The sequence below is a fragment of the Pantoea graminicola genome (genome assembly GCF_048452665.1).
Taxonomy (GTDB): domain Bacteria; phylum Pseudomonadota; class Gammaproteobacteria; order Enterobacterales; family Enterobacteriaceae; genus Pantoea.
In genome coordinates this window covers 97,182-119,794 of record NZ_JBLWSJ010000007.1, presented here as the reverse complement: position 1 = coordinate 119,794, position 22,613 = coordinate 97,182, and the positions used below count along the sequence as shown (strand labels likewise).

Genomic DNA, 22,613 nt, shown 5'->3' with positions numbered 1-22,613 from the left:
TGCTTTGCCAATCTAAAACGTATGTTTATTCACGACAGCGACACAGCGGTCGCGGTCCGGTTACAGAGAAATCTGCTGCGTTCATTGTTCTGAGAGTAGGTCGATTACCATAACCGCACTTAACCGGGCAGGCAAACCGCAAACCCACGTAAATTAAATGGCGGGGGCGTAAAGGCTCTGCCCGAAAAGAATTGGCTGCGCGGATTAAACTAATTGCGCCGCAGAACCGCAGCGGAAAATGCTGAGGAAGAAATTATTTTCAGCGTGATCTAAGAAATAAAGAAAACTTATTACTCCTGGCTCCAGCCCACAATCGTCTGACATTTTTCTTTTCTGGCGTAATTAACCATTAAATCAGTCATGCACATGCGATTATGCTAACCCGGAGGTGATAAATTCTGTGCTTAGCCTGAGTCAGGCCAGGATTAAATGCCTTTTATTTCATGAATATAAACGCATAAAGGAGCTGAATAAGCCGCGCAGCACAAGGGCGTGACTGCTGCCGCCGTTACCCTGCTGTTTAATCCGCTGCCTGACCGTTAAATAACAGAATATCTTCCTTCCGCACCGCGCAGAATAACCCTGCATTGAAGGTTGACATCCCCCGGTGATTCCAGTACCAATATGTGCAGCACAACATTCTATAAGGTTTGAATCCATGTTTCGTTTTGCTCGCCTTCTCGGTCTACTACTAAACGCACACAGCTTGCGCGGTAGACTTGTGGGCGGAATCAGACACTGATTCAAACCTGCTGAAAGTTAAAAACCCGCGCCTGTCGCGGGTTTTTTTATGCTCGTTGCCAGGCCAGAAAACGCATAAGGATGATTACGATGAGTCAGCAAGTCATTATTTTCGATACCACTCTGCGCGACGGTGAACAGGCTTTGCAGGCCAGCCTGAGTGTGAAAGAAAAATTGCAGATCGCGTTAGCGCTGGAGCGCATGGGCGTGGATGTGATGGAAGTCGGTTTCCCGGTCTCCTCACCTGGCGACTTTGAGTCCGTACAGACTATCGCGCGGACCATTAAAAACAGCCGGGTCTGCGGTCTGGCGCGCTGCGTCGAGAAAGATATCGATGCCGCGTATGAATCGCTGCGCGTGGCCGAGGCCTTCCGCATTCATACCTTTATCGCCACCTCGCCGATGCATATCGCGACCAAACTGCGCAGCACACTGCCGGAGGTGATTGAGCGCGCGGTGCATATGGTGAAGCGGGCGCGTAACTACACCAGCGACGTAGAGTTCTCCTGCGAAGATGGCGGCCGTACCCCGATTGATGACCTGTGCCGGATGGTGGAAGCCACGATTAACGCCGGTGCCACCACCATTAATATCCCGGACACCGTCGGCTACACCCTGCCGGGCGAATATGCCCATATCATCAGCGAGCTGATGAACCGCGTACCGAACATTGATAAAGCGATCATCTCTGTGCATACCCATGACGATCTGGGGATGGCAACCGGCAACGCCCTGGCGGCGGTTCAGGCGGGCGCGCGTCAGGTTGAGGGGACGATGAACGGCCTGGGCGAACGTGCAGGTAACTGTGCGCTGGAAGAGGTGATCATGGCGATTAAAACCCGTCAGCAGATCATGAACGTCCACACCAATATTCATCATCAGGAGATCTATCGCACCAGCCAGATGGTCAGCCAGATCTGCAACATGCCGATCCCGGCCAATAAAGCGGTGGTCGGTTCCAACGCCTTCGCTCACTCCTCCGGTATCCATCAGGATGGCGTGCTGAAAAATCGCGAAAACTACGAGATCCTGACGCCGGAGTCGATCGGCTTACATAAAATTCAGCTGAACCTGACCTCGCGTTCCGGTCGTGCGGCGGTAAAACATCGCATGGAAGAGATGGGCTATGCCGAGCAGGATTACAACCTGGATACCCTGTATGACGCCTTCCTGAAGTTGGCCGACAAGAAAGGTCAGGTCTTCGACTACGACCTGGAGGCGCTGGCCTTTATCAACAAACAGAACGAAGAGCCGGAGCATTTCCAGCTGCGTGAATTCAACGTCCAGACCGGCTCCGGCATCACCGCCACCGCCTCCGTTAATCTGGGCTGCGGTGATGAGGCCAAATCCGATGCGGCAACCGGTAACGGTCCGGTGGATGCGGTTTATCAGGCGATTAACCGGATCACCCAGTTTGACGCGGAGCTGGTGGACTACAAACTGACCGCCAAAGGCCATGGTGAAAATGCACTGGGCCAGGTCGATATCGTGGTCGCCTATAACGGCCGCAAGTTTCACGGCGTCGGTCTGGCGACCGATATCGTCGAATCCTCCGCCAAAGCAATGGTCAACGCTCTGAACAACATCTGGCGTGCCCGTCAGGTCGAACAGGAATTGCAGCGCAAATTTAAAGATCAGAAGGAAACCGTATAACCATGTCCAGCTCCTCTCATATCGCAGTTTTACCCGGTGACGGCATCGGCCCGGAAGTGATGGCGCAGGCGATGAAAGTGCTGGATGCCATCCGCCAGCGTTTTGATCTGCAGATTACTACTCAGGAATTTGCGGTCGGCGGCATCGCTATCGATCAGTATGGCGAACCTCTGCCACCCGCGACCGTGGCCGGCTGCGAGCAGGCCGACGCGATCCTGTTTGGCTCTGTTGGCGGCCCGAAATGGGAACACCTGCCGCCCGCCTCACAGCCGGAGCGCGGTGCCCTGCTGCCGCTGCGTAAGCACTTTAAGCTGTTCAGTAACCTGCGTCCGGCGGCGCTCTACAGCGGACTGGAAGCATTCTGCCCGCTGCGTAGCGACATCGCCGCGAAGGGCTTCGATATTCTGTGCGTACGTGAACTGACCGGCGGCATCTACTTTGGTCAGCCGAAAGGACGTGAAGGCAGCGGCCCGGAAGAGCGCGCCTTCGATACTGAGGTCTATCACCGCTTTGAGATCGAGCGCATCGCCCGCATCGCCTTCGAGTCCGCCCGCAAGCGTCGCAATAAGGTCACATCGGTCGATAAAGCGAACGTGCTGCAGACCTCGGTCATGTGGCGTGAGATTGTCAACGAGGTGGCTAAAGAGTACCCGGACGTACAGCTGAGCCACATCTATATCGACAACGCCACCATGCAGCTGATCAAAGATCCTTCGCAGTTTGATGTGCTGCTCTGCTCCAACCTGTTTGGTGACATTCTCTCTGACGAATGCGCCATGATCACCGGCTCGATGGGGATGCTGCCCTCCGCCAGCCTGAACGAAGCGGGCTTTGGCCTGTTCGAACCGGCCGGTGGCTCCGCGCCGGATATCGCGGGTCAGAATATTGCTAACCCGGTCGCCCAGATCCTGTCGCTGTCGCTGCTGCTGCGTTACAGCCTGAATGCTGATGCGGCTGCCGACAGTATCGAACGCGCCATCAGCCGTGCGCTGGAACAGGGCTACCGCACCAAAGATTTAGCCGGTGATGGCCCTGCGGTCAGCACAGATGAGATGGGCAGCATCATTGCCCGCTTTATCGCCGAGGAAAAATAAAACAATGAAAACCTTATACCAGAAGTTATTTGATGCTCATGTCGTTCACGAAGCGCCGAATGAAACGCCGTTACTCTACATCGATCGTCACCTGATCCATGAAGTGACCTCGCCCCAGGCTTTCGACGGGCTGCGCGCGCACGGGCGTAAAGTCCGTCAGCCGGGCAAAACCTTTGCCACCATGGATCACAACGTCTCGACGCAGACCAAAGACATCAATGCCTCCGGCGAGATGGCGCGTATTCAGATGCAGGAGCTGATGAAGAACTGCGCAGAGTTTGGCGTCCAGCTGTATGACCTGAACCACCCTTTCCAGGGCATCGTCCACGTTATCGGCCCTGAGCAGGGCATGACGCTGCCGGGCATGACCATCGTCTGCGGCGACTCGCACACCGCGACGCACGGCGCCTTTGGCTCGCTGGCCTTTGGTATCGGCACCTCTGAAGTCGAGCATGTGTTTGCCACTCAGACGCTGAAACAGGGTCGGGCTAAAACCATGAAGATCGAAGTGCTGGGTCAGGCTTCCACCGGCATTACCGCAAAAGATATCGTGCTGGCGATCATCGGCAAAACCGGCAGCGCAGGCGGTACCGGCTATGTGGTTGAATTCTGCGGCCCGGCGATCCAGGCGCTGAGCATGGAAGGCCGTATGACCCTGTGCAACATGGCGATCGAAATGGGCGCGAAAGCGGGCCTGGTCGCACCGGATGAGACGACCTTCAGCTATCTGAAGGGTCGCCAGTTCTCGCCGCAGGGTGAGAAATGGGATCAGGCCGTAGAGTACTGGCGCACGCTGAAGTCTGACGACGGCGCGCACTATGATGCGGTGGTGACGCTGCAGGCGGAAGAGATTGCGCCGCAGGTGACCTGGGGCACCAACCCGGGCCAGGTGATCGCAGTCGATCAGCTGATCCCGAATCCGGCCTCGTTTGCCGATCCGGTTGAGCGCGCCTCTGCGGAAAAAGCGCTGGCCTACATGAACCTGCAGCCGGGCATCCGTCTGACCGACGTCGCGATTGATAAGGTGTTCATCGGCTCCTGCACCAACTCCCGTATTGAAGACCTGCGTGCGGCGGCCGCGATCGCCAAAGGCCGCAGGGTCGCGCCGGGCGTGATTGCGATGGTGGTGCCGGGCTCCGGTCCGGTGAAGGCGCAGGCTGAAGCGGAAGGTCTGGATAAAATCTTCCTGGAAGCGGGCTTTGAATGGCGTCTGCCGGGCTGCTCGATGTGTCTGGCGATGAATAACGACCGTCTGAATCCGGGCGAGCGCTGCGCCTCCACCAGCAACCGTAACTTTGAAGGCCGTCAGGGCCGCGGTGGCCGGACGCATCTGGTCAGCCCGGCGATGGCCGCAGCGGCGGCCGTGACCGGCCACTTTGCCGACATCCGTGAACTGACGACAGGAGCTTAAGTCATGGCGAATAAATTTACTCAGCACACCGGCATTGTTGCGCCGCTGGATGCCGCGAACGTGGATACCGACGCGATCATCCCTAAACAGTTTTTGCAGAAAGTCACCCGCACCGGCTTTGGCCAGCATCTGTTCCATGACTGGCGTTTTGAAGATGACGCCGGTACGGTGCCGACCCCCGGCTTTGTGCTGAACAAACCCGAATTCAAAGGCACCAGCATCCTGCTGGCGCGCGAGAACTTTGGCTGTGGCTCCTCACGCGAGCATGCCCCCTGGGCGCTGACCGATTTTGGTTTTCACGTCGTCATCGCGCCGAGCTTTGCAGATATCTTTTACGGCAACAGCTTCAACAACCAGCTGCTGCCGGTGAAGTTAAGCGAAGAGCAGGTGGATGAGCTGTTCAGACTGGTTGCGGCCCAGCCCGGCATCAGTTTCACGGTCGATCTGGAAGCGCAGACGGTCACCGCAGGCGACAAAGTCTATCCGTTTGAGCTGGACAGCTTCCGCCGTCACTGCATGATAAACGGTCTCGACAGCATCGGCCTGACGCTGCAGCACGAAGCGTCGATTTCACAGTATGAGCAGAATCAGCCCGCCTTTCTGCGCTGATGAGGGTAAGCAGGGGCGACACCCGGTCGCCCCTGTTCTTTATACGTCGCGCACCCGCGCCGACATCACCAGCGCCACCACCGCCAGTCCGAACGCCAGCCAGTAAACCGCCTCATGCCCCAGCCGCTCGCTGAGCGTCCCCTGAATCACCCCCGCCAGGATCATGCCGGTCGAGATGGAGTTGGTAAACAGCGTGGTCGCTGCGCCTGGCCGTCCCGGCATCAGATCCTGAAACCACAGCATCCCGATGCCCGCAATAATCCCGACAAACACGGCGTTAAACAGCTGCAGCACCATCAGTGACGCGCGGGAGTTAAACAGCACCAGCCCCAGATAGAACAACACGCCGGCCGCCACCGCGATCAGCATTAACCGGCGCTTACCGATACGACGCGCATAGTGGCCCGCCAGCAGCATCACCGGGATCTCCAGCCCGGCCGCCGTGCCCATCAGCAGACCGGCCAGCTTCTCCGGCAGGCCCAGCGTGGTGCTGATATAGAGCGGCATATCGATGATATACATGGTGTTGCAGGTCCACATCACCACCGAGGCGATGAACAGCAGGCGCACATCCCGATCGCGCCAGCCGCTTATCGGCAGCCCGCCGCTCTGCATCAGCGGCTGGCTGCGCGGCACCGACGGCAGGGTAAACCAGACCAGCAGGATACAGATCAGAAACAGCGCGGCGGCCACGCTGAACAGCGTGACGAAGCCGTAGTTCAGCGCCAGAGCAAAGGAGAGCGGCGGCCCGATCACCCACGCCAGCGAAAGCTGCGCACGCATGATCGAACTGAACATCACCGCTTCGCGTGCCGACTGGTCGGCATACTCCCGCGCCAGCGCAAAGAGCTGAGGCATGGACACACTGGCCAGCGCCGACAGCAGCACGCCCAGAGTGAGCAGCGTCAGATAGTGCCGGGTAAAGGCGAACAGCAGCGCATTGGCCAGGGCCATCAGGCAGCAGAAGAGGATGATATGACGCCGGTCGCCCACGCTGTCAGAGCGTTTGGCCACCAGCATACTCACCACGATCCCGGCTACCGCATTGAGGGTAAAAAACAGGCCGACCCAGAAGGGACGCGCCTGCACCTCGCGCGTCAGAAACAGGCTGAGGGTCGGTGCCTGCAATGCACCGGCCACGCCCAGCATGAAAGAGGCGACCATAAAAGCGAGGTAAACCGGATTGATGCGGCGCTGCCGCGTTAACAGCGATTTCATAGCGAAATCCCTTACAGGACAAACGGGGAAAAAAGAAGGGTAGACGATACCGCGCAGCATGAAAAAAGCCAGCAGAGATCCTCTGCTGGCGGTGAAAATGCACCCTACTCAGAAAAGCACCTCGCTGAAGCGCGACGTGAGGGTCGAACGCCATCCCCTGCGGAATGCCTCCCGCTCTTCCCATCGCACAAAGTTTGCTCTTAAAATAGGGCAGGAAAAACAGAGCGCTTTTCAGCGGGAGTTCCCCTTTTATGTCCTCATCACGTCTGAAGCAGCAGTTCATCCGCCTGTGGCAGAGCTGTCAGGGGCAGACGCAGGCGATCACCCTTAGCGAACTGGCCGATCGGCTGCACTGCTCGCGCCGCCACATGCGCAACCTGCTCAACCGGATGCAGGCCGCGGGCTGGCTGATCTGGCAGGCTGAGGCGGGTCGCGGCAAACGCTCGGTGCTGACCTTCTGCTACACCGGGCTGGCCTTACAGCAGGAGCGCGCCGAGGATCTGCTGGAGCAGGATCGCATCGATCAGCTCGTTCAGCTGGTGGGGGATAAAAATCAGGTGCGCCAGATGATCGGCGCGCATCTGGGCCGCAGCTTCCGCCAGGGCAAGCATATCCTGCGGGTGCTCTACTACCGGCCGCTGCTCAACCTGCTGCCCGGCTCGCCGCTGCGGCGCTCGGAGACCCACATTGCCCGCCAGATCTTCAACGGCCTGACGCGGATAAATGAGGAAAACGGGGAAGCCGAACCGGACATTGCACACCACTGGCAGCAGACCTCGCCGCTTCACTGGCGTTTCTTTCTGCGCCCGGCGATTCGTTTCCATCACGGCAGAGAGCTGGAGATGGAGGATGTGCTGGCCACGCTGGCGCGCCAGCGCCCTCACCCGCTCTTCTCACACATTGCAGAGATTGCCTCGCCCGCCCCCTGGACGCTCGACATCCACTTAAGCCAGCCCGATGAGGGTCTGCCCTGGCTGCTGGGCAGCGTAAGCGCGATGATCCTGCCACGCGAATGGCCCACCCTGCCCGATTTTGCCCGCCAGCCGGTGGGCACCGGCCCCTACCGGGTGATCCGCAATCAGGCGAGCCAGCTGAAAATTGAAGCCTTTGATGACTACTTTGGTTTTCGCGCCCTGATCGACGATGTCTCTATCTGGGTGCTGCCCGACATCAGCGATGAGCTGGTCTATGCTGGTGTCCGACTGCAGGGCGAGAGTGATGGCAGCGATGAGATCCAGGAGGAGAGCCGTCTGGAGGAGGGGTGCTACTACCTGCTGTTCGACCAGCGTTCCGCGCAGGGCCGCGACGCGGCGGTCCGGCGCTGGGTGAGCTACCTGTTTAACCCCATCGCCCTGCTTAATCACGCAGGTGTCGGGTATCAGCGTTACTGGTTCCCGGCCTATGGCCTGCTGCCGCGCTGGCATCACCGCCGCGACCTGACGCCGGTCGAAAAGCCGCCCGGCCTGACCCACCTGACGCTGACCTGGTACAGCCAGCATGTGGAGCATGAAGGCATCGCCAATGCGCTGCGGCCGCTGCTGGCTCAGCATGGTGTGACGCTGGTGACCCGCGAGATCGACTACGAGAGCTGGTATCAGGGCGAGGCGGAAAGTGACATCTGGCTCGGCAGCGTGAACTTTACCCTGCCGCTGAACTATTCGCTGTTCGCGCAGTTGTATGAGATCCCGCTGCTGCACCACTGCCTGGCGATCGACTGGCAGGGCGATGCGGCACGCTGGCGCGAGAAAACGCTGCCGCTGGCCGAATGGAGCAAACAGTTAGTCGAAGAGGCGGGCCTGCATCCGCTGTTTCACCACTGGCTGCTGCTCGAAGGCCAGCGCAGTATGCGCGGCGTGCGGATGAATACGCTGGGCTGGTTCGATTTTAAATCCGCCTGGTTCGCGCCACCGGCGCTGTAACGCTTTCGCCACGCCGCTGAAATGACTAGAATGTGGCGTTCTCAACGGGGTGCCGCCTGCCACCAGCAAGCAGCTGAGAGAGACCCGTCGAACCTGATTCGGTTAATACCGACGTAGGGATTTGAGAGGCCTCCGTGCTCAGATCCTTTGCGACTCATCCCCTATTCTCCTGAAGGAGCGCAAAGTGTTAAACAAAGTTCTGCCGATCCTGCTGTTACTCTCCGCCCCCGTTCTGGCGGCTAAGCCGGTTCTCACGGTCTACACCTACGACTCCTTCTCTGCCGACTGGGGCCCCGGCCCGGCGGTAAAAAAAGCCTTTGAAGCCCGCTGCAACTGCGAGCTGAAGTTTGTCACGCTGGAAGATGGCGTCTCGCTGCTGAACCGCGTGCGGATGGAAGGCAAAAACAGTAAGGCGGATGTGGTGCTGGGGCTGGACAACAATCTGGTGCAGGCGGCGCAGAAAACCGGCCTGTTCGCCAGAAGTCAGGTCGACACCACAAAATTAACCCTGCCCGGCGGCTGGCATGACACGACCTTCATCCCCTTTGACTATGGCTACTTCGCCTTCGTCTACGACAGTACCCGGCTGAAAAACCCGCCGAAAAGCCTGAAAGAGCTGGTCGACAGCCCGCAGAAATGGCGGGTGATCTACGAAGATCCCCGCACCAGCACCCCCGGCTTAGGTCTGCTGCTCTGGATGCAGAAAGTCTATGGCGATCAGGCATCGCAGGCGTGGCAGAAGCTGGCGCAGAAAACCGTGACGGTGACCAAAGGCTGGAGTGAGGCGTATGGTCTGTTCCTGAAAGGGGAAAGCGATCTGGTACTGAGCTACACCACGTCACCGGCTTATCACATCATCGAAGAGAAGAAAGAGAACTATGCGGCCGCCCCGTTTGCCGAAGGCCACTATCTGCAGGTCGAAGTTGCCGCGCAGTTAGCCAGCAGCAAACAGCCTGAACTGGCGCAGCAGTTTATGACGTTTATGGTCTCCCCCGACTTCCAGCGCACCATCCCGACCGGCAACTGGATGTACCCGGTGACCGCCACGCCGCTGCCCGCCGGTTTTAACGCCCTGAGGGTGCCCGCCACCGCGCTGCAGTTCTCGCCGGAAGAGGTCGCCATTCAGCGTTCCGGCTGGATTAGTCAGTGGCAACGCGCAGTCAGTCGCTGATGCCGCGCTGGCTGCTGCCGGGATCGTTCGCTACGCTGCTGTTAACGCTGGTGGCGTTTCTGGCCTTTGGCGCACTCTGGCGCGCCGCACCGGAAACGGACCTGCGCAGCGTGCTGCAGGACGATTACCTGCGCCATGTCATCGCGTTCTCTTTCGGTCAGGCACTGCTCTCTGCGCTGCTGTCACTACTGCCCGCGCTGCCACTGGCGCGGGCGCTCTACCGCCGCCGCTTTCCAGGCCGACAGCTGCTGCTGCGCCTGTGTGCTATGACCCTGGTGCTGCCGGTGCTGGTGGCGATATTTGGTCTGCTGACGGTTTACGGGCGTACCGGCTGGCTGGCGCAGCTCTGCCAGTGGGCCGGGCTCGGTTATCACTTCTCCCCCTATGGGCTGTCGGGCATTCTGCTGGCGCACGTTTTCTTTAACCTGCCGCTGGCAACGCGTCTGCTGCTGCAGGCGCTGGAGCAGATCCCGGCAGAGCAGCGTCAGCTGGCGGCTCAGCTCGGCGTGCGCGGCTGGCATCGCTTTTGTCTGCTGGAGTGGCCGTGGCTGCGGCGTCAGCTGCTGCCTGCCGGGGCGCTGATCTTCATGCTCTGCTTTGCCAGCTTTGCCACCGTGCTGTCGCTGGGCGGCGGTCCGCAGGCGACCACCATCGAACTGGCGATCTTCCAGGCGCTGAGTTATGACTACGATCCCGGCCGCGCTGCCCTGCTGGCGATGATCCAGCTCGGCTGCTGCCTCACCCTGGTGCTGCTCAGCCAGCGCTTCAGCAAAGCGATCCCCGCCGGAAGCAGCCAGCTCAGCGGCTGGCGCGATCCGCAGGATTCGCGCGCGGCACAGCTGATCGATGCGCTGCTGATCCTGCTGGCGCTGCTGCTGCTGCTCCCCCCGCTGGCGGCGGTGATCGTCGAGGGGCTGCACGGCGGCGTGCGGGGCGCACTGGCGCAGCCGGCCCTCTGGCAGGCGACATTGACCTCGCTGCGAATCGCCACCGGCGCGGGTCTGCTCTGTGTGGCGCTGACCATGATGCTGCTGTGGAGCAGCCGTGAGCTGCGGCTGCGTCAGCGCCCGGTGGCCGCACAGCTGATCGACACCAGCGGGATGCTGATCCTGGCGATGCCCGGCATCGTCCTCGCCACCGGTTTTTTCCTGCTGTTCAACGCCACGATCGGCCTGCCCGATTCGGCAGAGGGGCTGGTGATCTTTACCAATGCGCTGATCGCCATTCCCTATGCCATGAAAGTGCTGGAAAACCCGATGCGGGATGTGGCGGAGCGTTACGGCAGACTCTGTGATTCGCTGGATATCCGCGGCTGGAACCGGCTGCGGCTGATTGAGCTGCGGGCGCTGAAGCGTCCGCTGGCGCAGGCGCTGGCCTTTGCCTGCGTTCTGTCGGTGGGTGATTTTGGCGTGGTCGCCCTGTTTGGCAGCGCCGACTTCCGCACGCTGCCGTTCTACCTTTATCAGCAGATAGGCGCCTATCGCGGCGCAGATGGCGCAGTCACCGCCCTGCTGCTGCTGCTGCTCTGCCTGCTGCTGTTCACGCTAATGGAAAAATTACCAGGTCGTCATGCTGACTCTCGATAATCTTACCTACCTCTATCAGCATCTGCCGATGCGCTTCAGCCTTACCGCCGCTCGCGGCGAGCGCATCGCCATTCTCGGGCCCAGCGGCGCCGGTAAAAGTACCCTGCTGAGCCTGATCGCCGGCTTCCTGCCGGTGAACCAGGGGGCCCTGATCATCGACGGCCAGGATCATACCCACAGCGTCCCGGCCAGACGCCCGGTCTCAATGCTGTTTCAGGAAAATAACCTTTTTCCGCACCTCAGCGTGGAACAGAACATGGGGCTGGGGCTGCATCCGGGATTAAAGCTTACGGCTTTGCAGCGTCAGGCACTGGTCACGCTGGCCGCGCAGGTGGGGCTGGGCGATCTGCTGACCCGTCTGCCGGGCGAGCTGTCGGGCGGCCAGCGACAGCGCGTCGCGCTGGCCCGCTGTCTGCTGCGGGATCGGCCGGTGCTGCTGCTGGATGAGCCCTTCTCGGCGCTGGATCCGGCATTACGGGGAGAGATGCTGCAGCTGGTGCGTTCGGTGTGCGAGGCGCGCGGGATCACCCTGCTGATGGTGTCGCACAGTCTGGAAGATGCGCAGCAGATTGCGGCGCGCAGCGTAGTGATCGTGGATGGCCGGGTTTACTGGGATGGCGAAACCCGACAGCTGCTGTCGGGCGAGACGCGGGAAGCCGATGTCCTCGGTATCCCGCGTCGTTAAGCGGATCAGGCGATAAAGACCTGCCACAGCAGGTGACGGAAAACCGGCATCATCGGATGGAACTGAATGCCGACGAACGCCGCCACGGCGACGATCAGCCCCAGCGGGCCTGCCCAGCGCAGGCGTTCCGGCGGCAGCCAGGCGGTAGCCCAGTCACGGCTTTTGCCGCTGCGCCACCAGCGCCAGCATAACCAGCCGCCCAGCCAGATCAGCAGCGCAGCCCCCAGCAACAGCCACTTGAAGCTGCCGCCCTGCGCGGCCTTTGGCACATCGATCGCCACGCCCGCCAGAATACCGGGCAGCAGATAGAGCGGCGGCCAGAGGATGCAGCCGATGATGTTCGGTGGCAGGAACTTCCGAACTGGCAGCTCCAGCATCCCGGCCGCCAGCGGGATCAGCGGCCGTGTCGGTCCCACAAAGCGCCCGACCAGAATGGTAAACATGCTGTGCTGATGCAGGGCGTGTTCCGTTTTATCCAGCAGGCCCTTGTACTTTTGCAGATATTTCCAGCGATGCAGCGGCCCCTGGAATTTCCAGCCGATGCCGTAGGAGACCCAGTCACCAATCAGGCAGCCCGCAAAACCCGCGGCCCAGGCCGGATAGAGGCCCAGCTCACCGCTGCCGACCAGCGCGCCCAGGCTGGCCATCATCACCGTACCTGGCAGCAACAGCCCGACCAGCGCCAGTGACTCCAGAAACGTCACCAGCGCAACGGCAAACAGCGCCCACTCCAGGGACTGCGTAATCAGTTGTTGAATCCAGGCTTCCATATTCATCCTTATTAAAAGCAGAAGGCTGGATTGTCCTGAGCCAGCCACACAGCGTCAAGGCAAGAATTGTAGGGCAATGTTGACAAAAGCCAGCCGCGGGAACTGTATAAATATCCATGGTATACTTAACGGGTTTTCTCATCCCTGAAATGCTGAGTCCGGAGAACCGCTGATGATGCCCCGCGCAGGTTTTGTGCTCACCCGCCACTGGCGCGATAGCCCGCATGGCACGGAAATTATCCTCTGGCTCGCCACCGATGCGGGCCCGCAGCGCGTGGTGCTGCCGGTGCAGGAGTCCGTGGCCTTTATCCCTGAGGCGTTTCAGGCGCAGGTCAGCGCGCTGCTCCAGGATGAGCGGCAGTTTCGGATTCAGTCGCTGGCGCTGAAAGATTTCCGCCGTCGCCCGGTTTTCGGCCTCTACTGTCCGCAGAACCGGCAGCTTCAGCGCATTGAAAAACGGCTGCGCGAACAGGGTATTCCGGTCTATGAGGCCGATATCCGCCCGCCGGAACGCTATCTGATGGAGCGGTTTATCACCGCGCCCGTCTGGTTTGATGGCGAGCAGCAGGGCGACAGCGTGGTCAATGCGCGGCTTAAGCCGCATCCCGACTATCGCCCGCCGCTGAAGTGGGTGTCGCTGGATATCGAAACCACCCAGCATGGCGAGCTCTACTGCATCGGGCTGGAGGGCTGCGGTCAGCGTCAGGTTTATATGCTCGGCCCGGCCAACGGCGACGCCAGCAGCCTCGATTTCGACCTGATCTATCTCGACAGCCGTCCGCAGCTGATCGAGGCGCTGAACCAGTGGTTTGCCGGGCACGATCCGGATGTCCTGATTGGCTGGAACGTGGTGCAGTTTGACCTGCGCGTGCTGCAGAAACATGCCGATCGTTACGGCATCCCGCTGCGCCTGGGGCGCCAGCAGGCCGCGCTGGAGTGGCGCGAACATGGCTTTAAGCCTGGCGTTTTCTTCGCCCAGGCCAGCGGCCGCCTGATTATCGATGGCATTGAAGCCCTTAAATCGGCGTTCTGGGATTTTCCCTCCTTCAGCCTGGAGTCGGTCTCCCGGCAGCTGCTGGGCGAAGGGAAAGCGATCGATAACCCCTGGCAGCGCATGGAGGAGATCAACTGGCGCTTCGCCAACGATAAACCGGCGCTGGCGCGCTATAACCTGAAAGATTGCGAGCTGGTCACGCGCATTTTCCACAAGACGGCGATTATGCCGTTCCTGCTGGAACGCGCGGCGGTCAACGGCCTGGCGGTGGATCGCCACGGCGGCTCGGTGGCGGCCTTCAGTCATCTCTATATTCCCCGGATGCACCGCGCGGGGTTTGTCGCGCCGAACCGGGGAGATATCGCGCCGGAAGCGAGCCCGGGCGGCTATGTGATGGATTCGCGCCCCGGCCTCTATGACTCGGTGCTGGTGCTGGACTATAAGAGCCTCTACCCCTCTATTATCCGTACCTTCCTGATCGATCCGGTCGGGCTGGTGGAGGGCCTGGCTCATCCCGATGATGCCGATTCGGTGGCGGGGTTCCGGGAAGCGCGCTTCTCGCGACAGACCCACTGCCTGCCGGCGATTGTTGAGCAGATCTGGCTGGGCCGCGAAGCGGCGAAAAAACAGAACAACCAGCCGCTGTCGCAGGCGCTGAAGATCATCATGAACGCCTTTTATGGCGTGCTGGGCACCAGCGCCTGTCGCTTCTTCGATCCGCGCCTTGCCTCCTCGATTACGCTGCGCGGTCACGCCATTATGCAGCAGACCCGCGCGCTGATTGAGGCGGAAGGCTACGATGTCATCTACGGCGACACCGACTCTACCTTTGTCTGGCTGAAATCAGCACATAGCGAGGAGGCGGCGGCCGCGATTGGTCAGCAGCTGGTGCAGAAAGTGAATGCCTGGTGGCGCGACCATCTGCAACAGACCCAGGGGCTGACCAGCGCGCTGGAGCTGGAGTATGAAAGCCACTTCTGCCGCTTTCTGATGCCGACGATTCGGGGCGCCGAACAGGGCAGTAAAAAACGCTACGCGGGCCTGATCCGCGATGCAGGCGGTGAGCGCATGGTCTTCAAGGGACTGGAATCGGTACGGACCGACTGGACGCCGCTGGCAAAAACCTTTCAGCAGCAGCTCTATCACCGCATCTTCCACCGGGAACCCTGGCAGGATTACATCCGGGAGACGGTGGCGCAGCTGCTGGCGGGGGAACTCGACGATCAGCTGATCTATAAAAAGCGTCTGCGGCGTCCGTTAAAGGAATATGAACGAAACGTGCCGCCGCACGTCCGCGCAGCCCGGCTGGCCGACGAGCAGAACCGCAAATTAAACCGTCCGCTGCAGTATCAGAACGGCGGCCGGATCCGTTACGTCATGGCGACGGCGGGTCCCGAGCCGCTGGAGGCGCGCAGCACTCCGCTGGACTATGATCACTACGTGACCCGACAACTTCAGCCCGTTGCCGAGGGGATCCTGCCCTTTGTGGAGGGGGACTTTGCTACACTGATTACCGGGCAGCTGGGTCTTTTTTGACAGGTGACGAACGCCCTGCCATCCAGTACCATAGCGCCCTTCCTGAAACTCACCGCTCTTAAGTACGCTCCAGACCCTGCTGTCTGGCGGTAACGCTATTGCCTGAGTTTGGGGAAACACCTCTAAAAACGTTAAAATTCGAGCAAAAAATATATGGTTTTTACATTAGGTCAGCGCTGGATTAGTGATACGGAAAGTGAACTGGGACTGGGCACCGTGGTGGCGATCGATACCCGCATGATCACCCTGCTGTTCCCGGCCACGGGGGAAAACCGCCTCTACGCCCGCAACGATTCGCCGGTTACCCGCGTCATCTTTAATCCGGGTGATACCATCACCAGCCACGAAGGCTGGCAGATGCGCGTCGATGACGTCCGCAACGAAAATGACCTGATGACCTACATCGGTACCCGTCTGGATACCGAAGAGAGCAACGTAATGCTGCGCGAGGTGATGCTCGACAGCAAGCTGGTGTTCAGCAAACCCCAGGATCGCCTGTTTGCCGGCCAGCTCGACCGGATGGACCGCTTTGCCCTGCGCTTCCGCGCCCGTAAATATCAGAGTGAGCAGTACCGCCTGCCGATCAGCGGCTTGCGCGGTATGCGCACCAACCTGATCCCTCACCAACTGCACATTGCCCATGATGTGGGCCGCCGCCATGCGCCGCGCGTGCTGCTGGCCGATGAAGTGGGTCTGGGAAAAACCATTGAAGCCGGGATGATCATCCAGCAGCAGCTGCTGGCGGGCCGTGCCGAACGCGTCCTGATCGTAGTGCCGGAAACCTTACAGCATCAGTGGCTGGTCGAGATGCTGCGTCGCTTCAACCTGCGCTTTGCGCTGTTTGATGACGATCGCTACACCGAAGCGCAGCACGACAGCGACAACCCGTTTGAAACCGAGCAGCTGATTATCTGCTCGCTCGACTTTGTGCGCCGTAACCGTCAGCGCCTTGAGAAGCTGGCTGATGCCGAGTGGGACCTGCTGGTGGTCGACGAAGCGCACCACCTGGCCTGGTCAGAAGGCGAACCGAGCCGTGAATATCAGGTGATCGAACAGCTGGCAGAGAAAACCGCCGGGGTGCTGCTGCTGACCGCGACGCCGGAGCAGCTGGGAATGGAGAGTCACTTCGCCCGTCTGCGCCTGCTCGATCCGGATCGCTTCCACGACTTTGCTGCCTTTGTAGAAGAGCAGCAGCATTTCCGCCCGATTGCTGACGCCGTGACGGCGCTGCTGGCGGACAAGGCGATCTCTCAGGAGGAGATGAACCGGATCAACGATCTGGTCGGCGAACAGGATATCGAGCCGCTGCTGCAGGTGGCCAACAGCGATCGCGACGGCAAGCAGGAGGCGCGTCAGGAGCTGATCTCAATGCTGATGGACCGCCACGGCACCAGCCGCGTCCTGTTCCGCAACACCCGTAACGGCGTTAAAGGCTTCCCGAAACGCGAACTGCACCAGATCCGTCTGCCCCTGCCCGCGCAGTATCAGACCGCGATCAAAGTTTCCGGCATTATGGGTGCGCGCAAGAGCGCCGAAGAGCGGGCGCGTGACCTGCTCTACCCGGAACAGATTTATCAGGAGTTTGAAGGCGACAGCGGCACCTGGTGGAACTTCGATCCGCGCGTGGAGTGGCTGATGGGCTATCTCACCAGCAACCGCAAAGAGAAAGTGCTGGTGATCTGTGCCAAAGCGGCCACGGCGCTGCAGCTGGAGCAGGTACTGCGCGAGCGTGAAGGCATCCGGGCCGCCGTATTCCACGAAGGTCTGTCGATCATCGAACGTGACCGTGCCGCCGCCTGGTTCGCCTCCGAAGAGAATGGCGCGCAGGTGCTGCTCTGCTCCGAGATCGGCTCCGAAGGCCGTAACTTCCAGTTCGCCAGCCGTCTGGTGATGTTTGACCTGCCGTTTAACCCGGATCTGCTGGAGCAGCGTATCGGTCGTCTGGATCGTATCGGCCAGGCGCACGACATCCAGATTCTGGTGCCGTGGCTGGAGCAGACCGCCCAGGCGGTGCTGCTGCGCTGGTATCACGAGGGGCTGGATGCGTTTGAACACACCTGCCCGACCGGCCGCACCATTTATGACAGCGTGCATTCAGAGCTGATTGGCTATCTGGCCGCACCGGAAAACAGCGAAGGTTTCGATACGTTTATCAGCGAGTGCCGTAAACAGCATGATGCGCTGAAAGCGCAGCTGGAACAGGGTCGTGACCGTCTGCTGGAGCTGAACTCCAACGGCGGCGAATCGGCGCAGCTGCTGGCAAATGCCATCAGCGAGCAGGATAACGACACCGGTCTGGTTAACTTCGCACTCAACCTGTTTGATATCGTCGGTATCAATCAGGAAGATCGCAGCGATAACCTGATCGTCCTGACGCCGTCCGACCACATGCTGGTGCCCGATTTCCCTGGTCTGCCGGAAGATGGCTGCACCATCACCTTTAACCGCGACCAGGCGCTGTCACGCGAGGATACCCAGTTCATTACCTGGGAGCACCCGCTGATCCGCAACGGTCTGGACCTGATTCTCTCGGGCGATACGGGCAGCAGCGCGCTGTCGCTGCTGAAGAACAAGGCGCTGCCGGTCGGCACGCTGCTGGTCGAGCTGATCTATGTGGTAGAAGCGCAGGCGCCGAAGCATCTGCAACTGACGCGCTTCCTGCCGCCAACGCCGATCCGTCTGCTGATGGATACCAAAGGCACCAATCTGGCGGATAAAGTGGAGTTCGAGAGCTTTAACCGTCAGCTCAACGCGGTGAACCGTCATACCGCCAGCAAACTGGTGAATGCGGTCCAGCAGGATGTGCATGCGATTCTGCTGCAGGGTGAAGAGAGCGTCGTCAGCGAAGCGCGTGCGTTGATTGACGCTGCGCGCGCCGAGGCGAACGAGAAGCTGGGCGCTGAGCTCTCGCGTCTCAACGCCCTGAAAGCGGTGAACCCGAACATTCGCGAGGATGAAATCGAGGCGCTGGAAAGCAATCGCGAACAGGTGCTGGAAAGTCTCGATCAGGCTAACTGGCGTCTCGACGCGCTGCGCCTGATTGTCGTGACCCACCAGTAAGCTCAGGGGCCGCAGGGCCCCTCTTTTTTTTGGAAAGCCTCATGGAACCTTACAATCCGCCGCACGAACCCTGGCTGCACATCCTTTATCAGGATGCGCATATTATGGTGGTCAATAAACCCAGCGGTCTGCTCTCCGTTCCCGGCCGGTTACCCGAGAATAAAGATAGCGTGATGACGCGGATCCAGCGGGACTTCCCGCAGGCTGAATCGGTCCATCGGCTGGATATGGCGACCAGCGGCGTGCTGGTTGTCGCCCTGACCAAGGACGCCGAGCGTGAACTGAAACGCCAGTTCCGCGAGCGCGAGCCAGCCAAAACCTATGTGGCCTGCATCTGGGGACATCCGGAAAAGGAGGCGGGGCTGGTTGATCTGCCGCTGATCTGCGACTGGCCGAATCGTCCGAAGCAGATGGTCTGTTTCGAGAACGGGAAAGCCGCGCAGACGGCGTATCAGGTGCTGGAATATCGCGATGATAACAGCGCGCGCGTCTCGCTGAAGCCGATTACCGGTCGCTCACACCAGCTGCGGGTGCATATGCTGGCGCTGGGCCATCCGATTCTGGGGGACAACTTCTATGCCCACCCGGACGCCAGGGCGATGGCGTCCCGCCTGCTGCTGCATGCGGAGTCGCTGACTATCACCCATCCGGCGTTTGGCAATGCGATGACGTTTCGTCAGCCTGCTGACTTCTGAGAGTCACGCCAGCGACTGCGGGCCTCCTCTGTGACAGAAGAGGCGCGGCAGCCGGGGATTACTTGAAGCCTTTCTCTTTGCGAATCAGGTCGTACGCCGCCTGAATCTCCTGCGCTTTCTGCTTCGCCATCTCCATCATCTCGGGCGGTAGGCCTTTCGCCACCAGCTTATCGGGATGATGCTCACTCATCAGCTTGCGGTAGGCGCGCTTAATGGTGGTGGCGTCGTCACTGCGCTTTACGCCCAGCACGCTGCAGGCGTCATCCAGCGTCGGTCCGCGTTGCGCCTGCTGGAAACCGCCGGCGCTGCGCTGGCCGCCGCCAAACTGCTGGCCGCCTTCCATCATGCGCAGGAACTGATCGAACTGCGTGCGTGAAATCCCCAGCTCCTCGGCGATCACATAGAGCACCTGGCGCTCGTTGGGATGCAGTGAACCGTCGGCAAAGGCGGCCTGGATCTGGATCTCCAGAAACATCCGAATCAGGTCGAAGCGGCCAAAGCAGGCGCTGCGCAGTTCACGCAGTTTGCTGCGTAACGGGTAATCTGCCTGTTTGCCTTCGCGGAAGGCGCGCTGGGCAGCCGTGCGCGACTCACCATGCAACTGCATCCGCTCCATTAACAGTGACGCAATCTGAATATCGGCTTCAGTGACGCGCCCTTTTGACTTGGTCAGATGGCCCATCACCTGAAAGGTGGTGCTGAAAAACAGCGTCTGTCGGGTCTGATTGTTTGAGAAGTAAGCCTTGCCCTGCGCACCGCGTACTTTGTCAATCATATGGCCAATGATCAAACCGATCACAATACCCCAAAAGCCGGCACCGGAAAGTAATCCCACCGCCAGACCCACAACTTTTCCCCAGTAGCGCATAAACTCCTCAATTCGCCATGCTTGCGGCTGAAAATTGCATTATCATACCTGTCATTTACCTCAGCGCCTAACAGCAACGCTGACAGACCAGGATTAACACTGGCGCAACGCCGGGCAGTAAGTTAGTCTCTGACCCGATTGTCGGCATGATGCCAGTTTTCATGGAATTCTCGATACCGCGTATGAAAAAACATATACCTACCCTGCTGGCCACACTGATCGGCGCAGCCATTAGCCAGCAAGCCTTTGCCGACGATTTGATGTCGCAGTGTATGTTAGGCGTGCCGAGTTACAACCGCCCGCTGGTCAATGGCGATGCGAATCAGCTGCCTGTTACCATCAATTCCGACGCCGCTAAAGGGAACTATCCCGACGATGCGGTGTTTACCGGCAACGTGAATATTGAGCAGGGCAACAGCCGCATGCAGGCCGATGAAGTGCAGCTTCATCAGCGTCAGCCGAACGACCAGACCGCTCCGGTCCGCACCGTCGATGCGCTGGGTAATGTGCACTACGATGACAATCAGGTCATCCTGAAAGGTCCGAAAGCCTGGTCAAACCTCAACACCAAAGATACCAACGTCTGGAACGGTCAGTATCAGATGGTGGATCGTCAGGGACGCGGCACCGCCGATCAGATGAAGCTGCGCGGGGACAACCGCTATACCATTCTGGAAAACGGCACCTTTACCTCCTGTCTGCCTGGCTCAAACAGCTGGAGCGTGGTGGGGTCCGAAGTGATCCAGGATCGTGAAGAGGAAGTGGCCGAGATCTGGAACGCCCGCTTTAAGATCGGCTCCGTGCCGGTGTTCTACAGCCCCTATCTGCAGTTACCGATTGGCGATCGCCGCCGCTCCGGTTTCCTGATCCCGAATGCAAAATATGGCAGCAACAACGGCTTTGAGTTCATGCTGCCCTATTACTGGAACATCGCGCCGCAGGCCGATGCCACCATTACGCCGCACTACATGAGTAAGCGCGGCATGCAGTTTGAGAACGAATTCCGTTATCTGACGACGCTGGGCGCGGGCCTGGTGGAATTTGACTACCTCGGCTCAGACAAACAGTACGATAACGACAAAGCGATGCGCGGTATCGCCGAAGATGACAGCTCAAACCGCTGGCTCTTCTACTGGCGTCATGCCGGTGTCTATGACAAGAACTGGCGTTTCAATGCGGACTACACCAAGGTCAGCGATAAGTACTACTTCAACGATCTCGACTCGAAGTACTACAGCTCAACCGATAACTACGCTACGCAAAAATTCAGCATTGGTTATGCGGACACCAACTGGGACGCCACGCTTTCCACCAAAGATTTCCAGGTGTTCGGCGATAACAGCAGCAACAACGTCTATCGCGCCATGCCGCAGCTGGACGTCAACCTCTATCAGAACGACATCGGTCCGTTCGATGGCCGGATCTATGCGCAGGCGGTGAAATTCACCAACGTCAGCGACCGTTATCCTGAAGCGACCCGCTTACATATTGAGCCAACCCTGAACCTGCCGCTGTCAAACGGCTGGGCCAGCCTGGATACCGAAGCGAAATTACTGGCGACGCACTATCAGCAGAATGATGTTGAGTACTACAACACCAACATCGATACCGATCGCAACAACCAGCTTAAAGAGTCCGTTAACCGTACGCTGCCGCAGTTTAAGGTTGATGGCCGGATGGTCTTTGACCGCGACATGAACTCGGCGGTGGGTTACACCCAGACGCTGGAGCCGCGGGTACAGTACCTCTATATCCCGTACCGCAATCAGAGCAACATCTATCCGTACGACTCAACGCTGCTGCAGACCGACTACACCGGCCTGTTCCGCGATCGTACTTACAGCGGCCTGGATCGCATCGCGTCTGCGAATGAAGTGGCGACCGGTGTCACCTCCCGTATTTATGATACCGATCTGGTTGAACGTTTTAACGTTTCTGTGGGTCAAATCTACTCGTTTACCCCTTCTCGTACTGGTGTGAATCAAACCAGTAAAGAAGATGATACCGGCAGCCTGATCTGGGCTGGCGATACATACTGGAAAATCAGCGATCGCTGGGGCGTCCGGGGTGGTCTGCAGTATGACACCAAACTCGACAACGTCTCTCAGGGCAATACCGTCCTGGAATACCGTCGCGATGCCGACCGCATGGTGCAGCTGAGCTATCGTTACAGCAGCCCGGAATATGTGGCCAGTGCGCTGAACAACAGTGCGCTGGTGACCAATCCTATCTTTAAAAATGGGATTTCACAGGTCGGCACCACGGCCAGCTGGCCGATTGCGGATGCATGGTCTGTGGTAGGCGCTTACTACTACGATACCCGCAACACGCGTCCGGCATCGCAGCTGGTGGGCCTGCAGTACAGCTCATGCTGTTACGCGATCCGGGTCGGTTACGAGCGCAAAATTAACGGTTGGGAAAACAATGACAGTAAATATGACAACCAAATCTCATTCAACATTGAGCTGCGTGGTCTGAGTCCTAACTACGGCTTAGGCACCAACGATATGCTGCGTCAGGGCATTATTCCTTACCAGCCCGCTTTCTGATGTTGTGATGTTTGACAGGCAATCCCGCAGTGCGGAACCAACAATGGATAAAGT

At 59.5% G+C, this 22,613-nt stretch carries 16 protein-coding genes and 1 riboswitch; of the genes, 13 read left to right on the top strand and 3 right to left on the bottom strand.

Going from position 1 to position 22,613, the window contains the following annotated elements; all coding sequences use genetic code 11:
- Positions 1-658 precede the first annotated feature (658 nt).
- The 5 genes from leuL (at position 659) to leuD (ending at position 5,508) form a co-directional block, all read left to right on the top strand.
- Positions 659-742, top strand: a complete 84-nt coding sequence (gene leuL, locus ACNY69_RS16420; protein ID WP_111139396.1) for a leu operon leader peptide — start codon at positions 659-661, stop codon at positions 740-742.
- Between the two features lie 89 nt (positions 743-831).
- Complete coding sequence (gene leuA, locus ACNY69_RS16415) at positions 832-2,394, top strand: 2-isopropylmalate synthase (RefSeq protein WP_111139395.1); 1,563 nt, start codon at positions 832-834, stop codon at positions 2,392-2,394.
- 2 nt (positions 2,395-2,396) lie between these two features.
- Positions 2,397-3,488, top strand: coding sequence for a 3-isopropylmalate dehydrogenase (gene leuB, locus ACNY69_RS16410; RefSeq protein WP_418799208.1), 1,092 nt, complete (start codon positions 2,397-2,399; stop codon positions 3,486-3,488).
- Positions 3,489-3,492: 4 nt separating this feature from the next.
- Positions 3,493-4,899, top strand: a complete 1,407-nt coding sequence (gene leuC / locus ACNY69_RS16405) for a 3-isopropylmalate dehydratase large subunit (protein ID WP_111139393.1) — start codon at positions 3,493-3,495, stop codon at positions 4,897-4,899.
- A 3-nt stretch (positions 4,900-4,902) separates the two neighbouring features.
- Positions 4,903-5,508: a 3-isopropylmalate dehydratase small subunit gene (gene leuD / locus ACNY69_RS16400; protein WP_111139392.1), complete on the top strand. Its 606-nt coding sequence runs from the start codon at positions 4,903-4,905 to the stop codon at positions 5,506-5,508.
- A 39-nt stretch (positions 5,509-5,547) separates the two neighbouring features.
- Here the strand turns inward: leuD and ACNY69_RS16395 are convergent, their stop codons facing one another.
- Positions 5,548-6,726: an MFS transporter gene (locus tag ACNY69_RS16395; protein ID WP_111139391.1), complete on the bottom strand. Its 1,179-nt coding sequence runs from the start codon at positions 6,724-6,726 to the stop codon at positions 5,548-5,550.
- Between the two features lie 251 nt (positions 6,727-6,977).
- On the opposite strand from ACNY69_RS16395, the gene sgrR reads away from it, so the two are divergent.
- The 4 genes from sgrR to thiQ all read left to right on the top strand — a co-directional run bounded on the left by sgrR (position 6,978) and on the right by thiQ (position 12,087).
- The gene (gene sgrR, locus ACNY69_RS16390; protein ID WP_418799206.1) at positions 6,978-8,645 is read left to right on the top strand and encodes an HTH-type transcriptional regulator SgrR; all 1,668 of its coding nucleotides are present in this window, start codon (positions 6,978-6,980) and stop codon (positions 8,643-8,645) included.
- A 35-nt stretch (positions 8,646-8,680) separates the two neighbouring features.
- Positions 8,681-8,783, top strand: a riboswitch (TPP riboswitch).
- A 46-nt stretch (positions 8,784-8,829) separates the two neighbouring features.
- Positions 8,830-9,816, top strand: coding sequence for a thiamine ABC transporter substrate binding subunit (gene thiB / locus ACNY69_RS16385; RefSeq protein ID WP_418799204.1), 987 nt, complete (start codon positions 8,830-8,832; stop codon positions 9,814-9,816).
- Entirely contained in the window at positions 9,792-11,402 is a 1,611-nt protein-coding gene (gene thiP / locus ACNY69_RS16380; RefSeq protein ID WP_111139388.1) for a thiamine/thiamine pyrophosphate ABC transporter permease ThiP, read from the top strand. Before thiB ends, thiP begins: the two co-directional genes overlap by 25 nt.
- Complete coding sequence (gene thiQ / locus ACNY69_RS16375; RefSeq protein WP_293774748.1) at positions 11,386-12,087, top strand: thiamine ABC transporter ATP-binding protein ThiQ; 702 nt, start codon at positions 11,386-11,388, stop codon at positions 12,085-12,087. Before thiP ends, thiQ begins: the two co-directional genes overlap by 17 nt.
- Before the next feature lie 5 nt (positions 12,088-12,092).
- Here thiQ and ACNY69_RS16370 read toward each other — a convergent pair whose 3' ends face one another.
- Positions 12,093-12,857, bottom strand: a complete 765-nt coding sequence (locus ACNY69_RS16370) for a DedA family protein (RefSeq protein ID WP_111139386.1) — start codon at positions 12,855-12,857, stop codon at positions 12,093-12,095.
- Between the two features lie 175 nt (positions 12,858-13,032).
- Here ACNY69_RS16370 and polB point away from each other — a divergent pair, with 175 nt between their 5' ends.
- From polB to rluA, 3 genes are all read left to right on the top strand, one after another.
- Entirely contained in the window at positions 13,033-15,387 is a 2,355-nt protein-coding gene (gene polB, locus ACNY69_RS16365) for a DNA polymerase II (protein WP_369974400.1), read from the top strand.
- Between the two features lie 153 nt (positions 15,388-15,540).
- A complete protein-coding gene (rapA, locus tag ACNY69_RS16360) occupies positions 15,541-18,447 on the top strand; it encodes an RNA polymerase-associated protein RapA (protein WP_367396073.1) in 2,907 nt (968 codons plus the stop codon).
- 41 nt (positions 18,448-18,488) lie between these two features.
- Positions 18,489-19,142 carry a bifunctional tRNA pseudouridine(32) synthase/23S rRNA pseudouridine(746) synthase RluA gene (rluA, locus tag ACNY69_RS16355; RefSeq protein ID WP_293774744.1) on the top strand — a complete coding sequence of 218 codons (654 nt, stop codon included), beginning with the start codon at positions 18,489-18,491 and terminating at the stop codon, positions 19,140-19,142.
- Between the two features lie 58 nt (positions 19,143-19,200).
- Here rluA and djlA read toward each other — a convergent pair whose 3' ends face one another.
- Entirely contained in the window at positions 19,201-20,010 is an 810-nt protein-coding gene (gene djlA / locus ACNY69_RS16350) for a co-chaperone DjlA (RefSeq protein WP_111139382.1), read from the bottom strand.
- A 182-nt stretch (positions 20,011-20,192) separates the two neighbouring features.
- On the opposite strand from djlA, the gene lptD reads away from it, so the two are divergent.
- Positions 20,193-22,559 carry an LPS assembly protein LptD gene (lptD, locus tag ACNY69_RS16345; protein ID WP_111139381.1) on the top strand — a complete coding sequence of 789 codons (2,367 nt, stop codon included), beginning with the start codon at positions 20,193-20,195 and terminating at the stop codon, positions 22,557-22,559.
- Positions 22,560-22,613 lie beyond the last annotated feature (54 nt).

Coding starts and splice junctions, on each gene's coding strand:
- leuL (WP_111139396.1), top strand. CDS start 659: ATGTTTCGTTTTGCTCGCCTTCTCGGTCTACTACTAAACGCACACAGC.
- leuA (WP_111139395.1), top strand. CDS start 832: ATGAGTCAGCAAGTCATTATTTTCGATACCACTCTGCGCGACGGTGAA.
- leuB (WP_418799208.1), top strand. CDS start 2,397: ATGTCCAGCTCCTCTCATATCGCAGTTTTACCCGGTGACGGCATCGGC.
- leuC (WP_111139393.1), top strand. CDS start 3,493: ATGAAAACCTTATACCAGAAGTTATTTGATGCTCATGTCGTTCACGAA.
- leuD (WP_111139392.1), top strand. CDS start 4,903: ATGGCGAATAAATTTACTCAGCACACCGGCATTGTTGCGCCGCTGGAT.
- ACNY69_RS16395 (WP_111139391.1), bottom strand. CDS start 6,726: ATGAAATCGCTGTTAACGCGGCAGCGCCGCATCAATCCGGTTTACCTC.
- sgrR (WP_418799206.1), top strand. CDS start 6,978: ATGTCCTCATCACGTCTGAAGCAGCAGTTCATCCGCCTGTGGCAGAGC.
- thiQ (WP_293774748.1), top strand. CDS start 11,386: ATGCTGACTCTCGATAATCTTACCTACCTCTATCAGCATCTGCCGATG.
- ACNY69_RS16370 (WP_111139386.1), bottom strand. CDS start 12,857: ATGGAAGCCTGGATTCAACAACTGATTACGCAGTCCCTGGAGTGGGCG.
- polB (WP_369974400.1), top strand. CDS start 13,033: ATGCCCCGCGCAGGTTTTGTGCTCACCCGCCACTGGCGCGATAGCCCG.
- rapA (WP_367396073.1), top strand. CDS start 15,541: ATGGTTTTTACATTAGGTCAGCGCTGGATTAGTGATACGGAAAGTGAA.
- rluA (WP_293774744.1), top strand. CDS start 18,489: ATGGAACCTTACAATCCGCCGCACGAACCCTGGCTGCACATCCTTTAT.
- djlA (WP_111139382.1), bottom strand. CDS start 20,010: ATGCGCTACTGGGGAAAAGTTGTGGGTCTGGCGGTGGGATTACTTTCC.
- lptD (WP_111139381.1), top strand. CDS start 20,193: ATGAAAAAACATATACCTACCCTGCTGGCCACACTGATCGGCGCAGCC.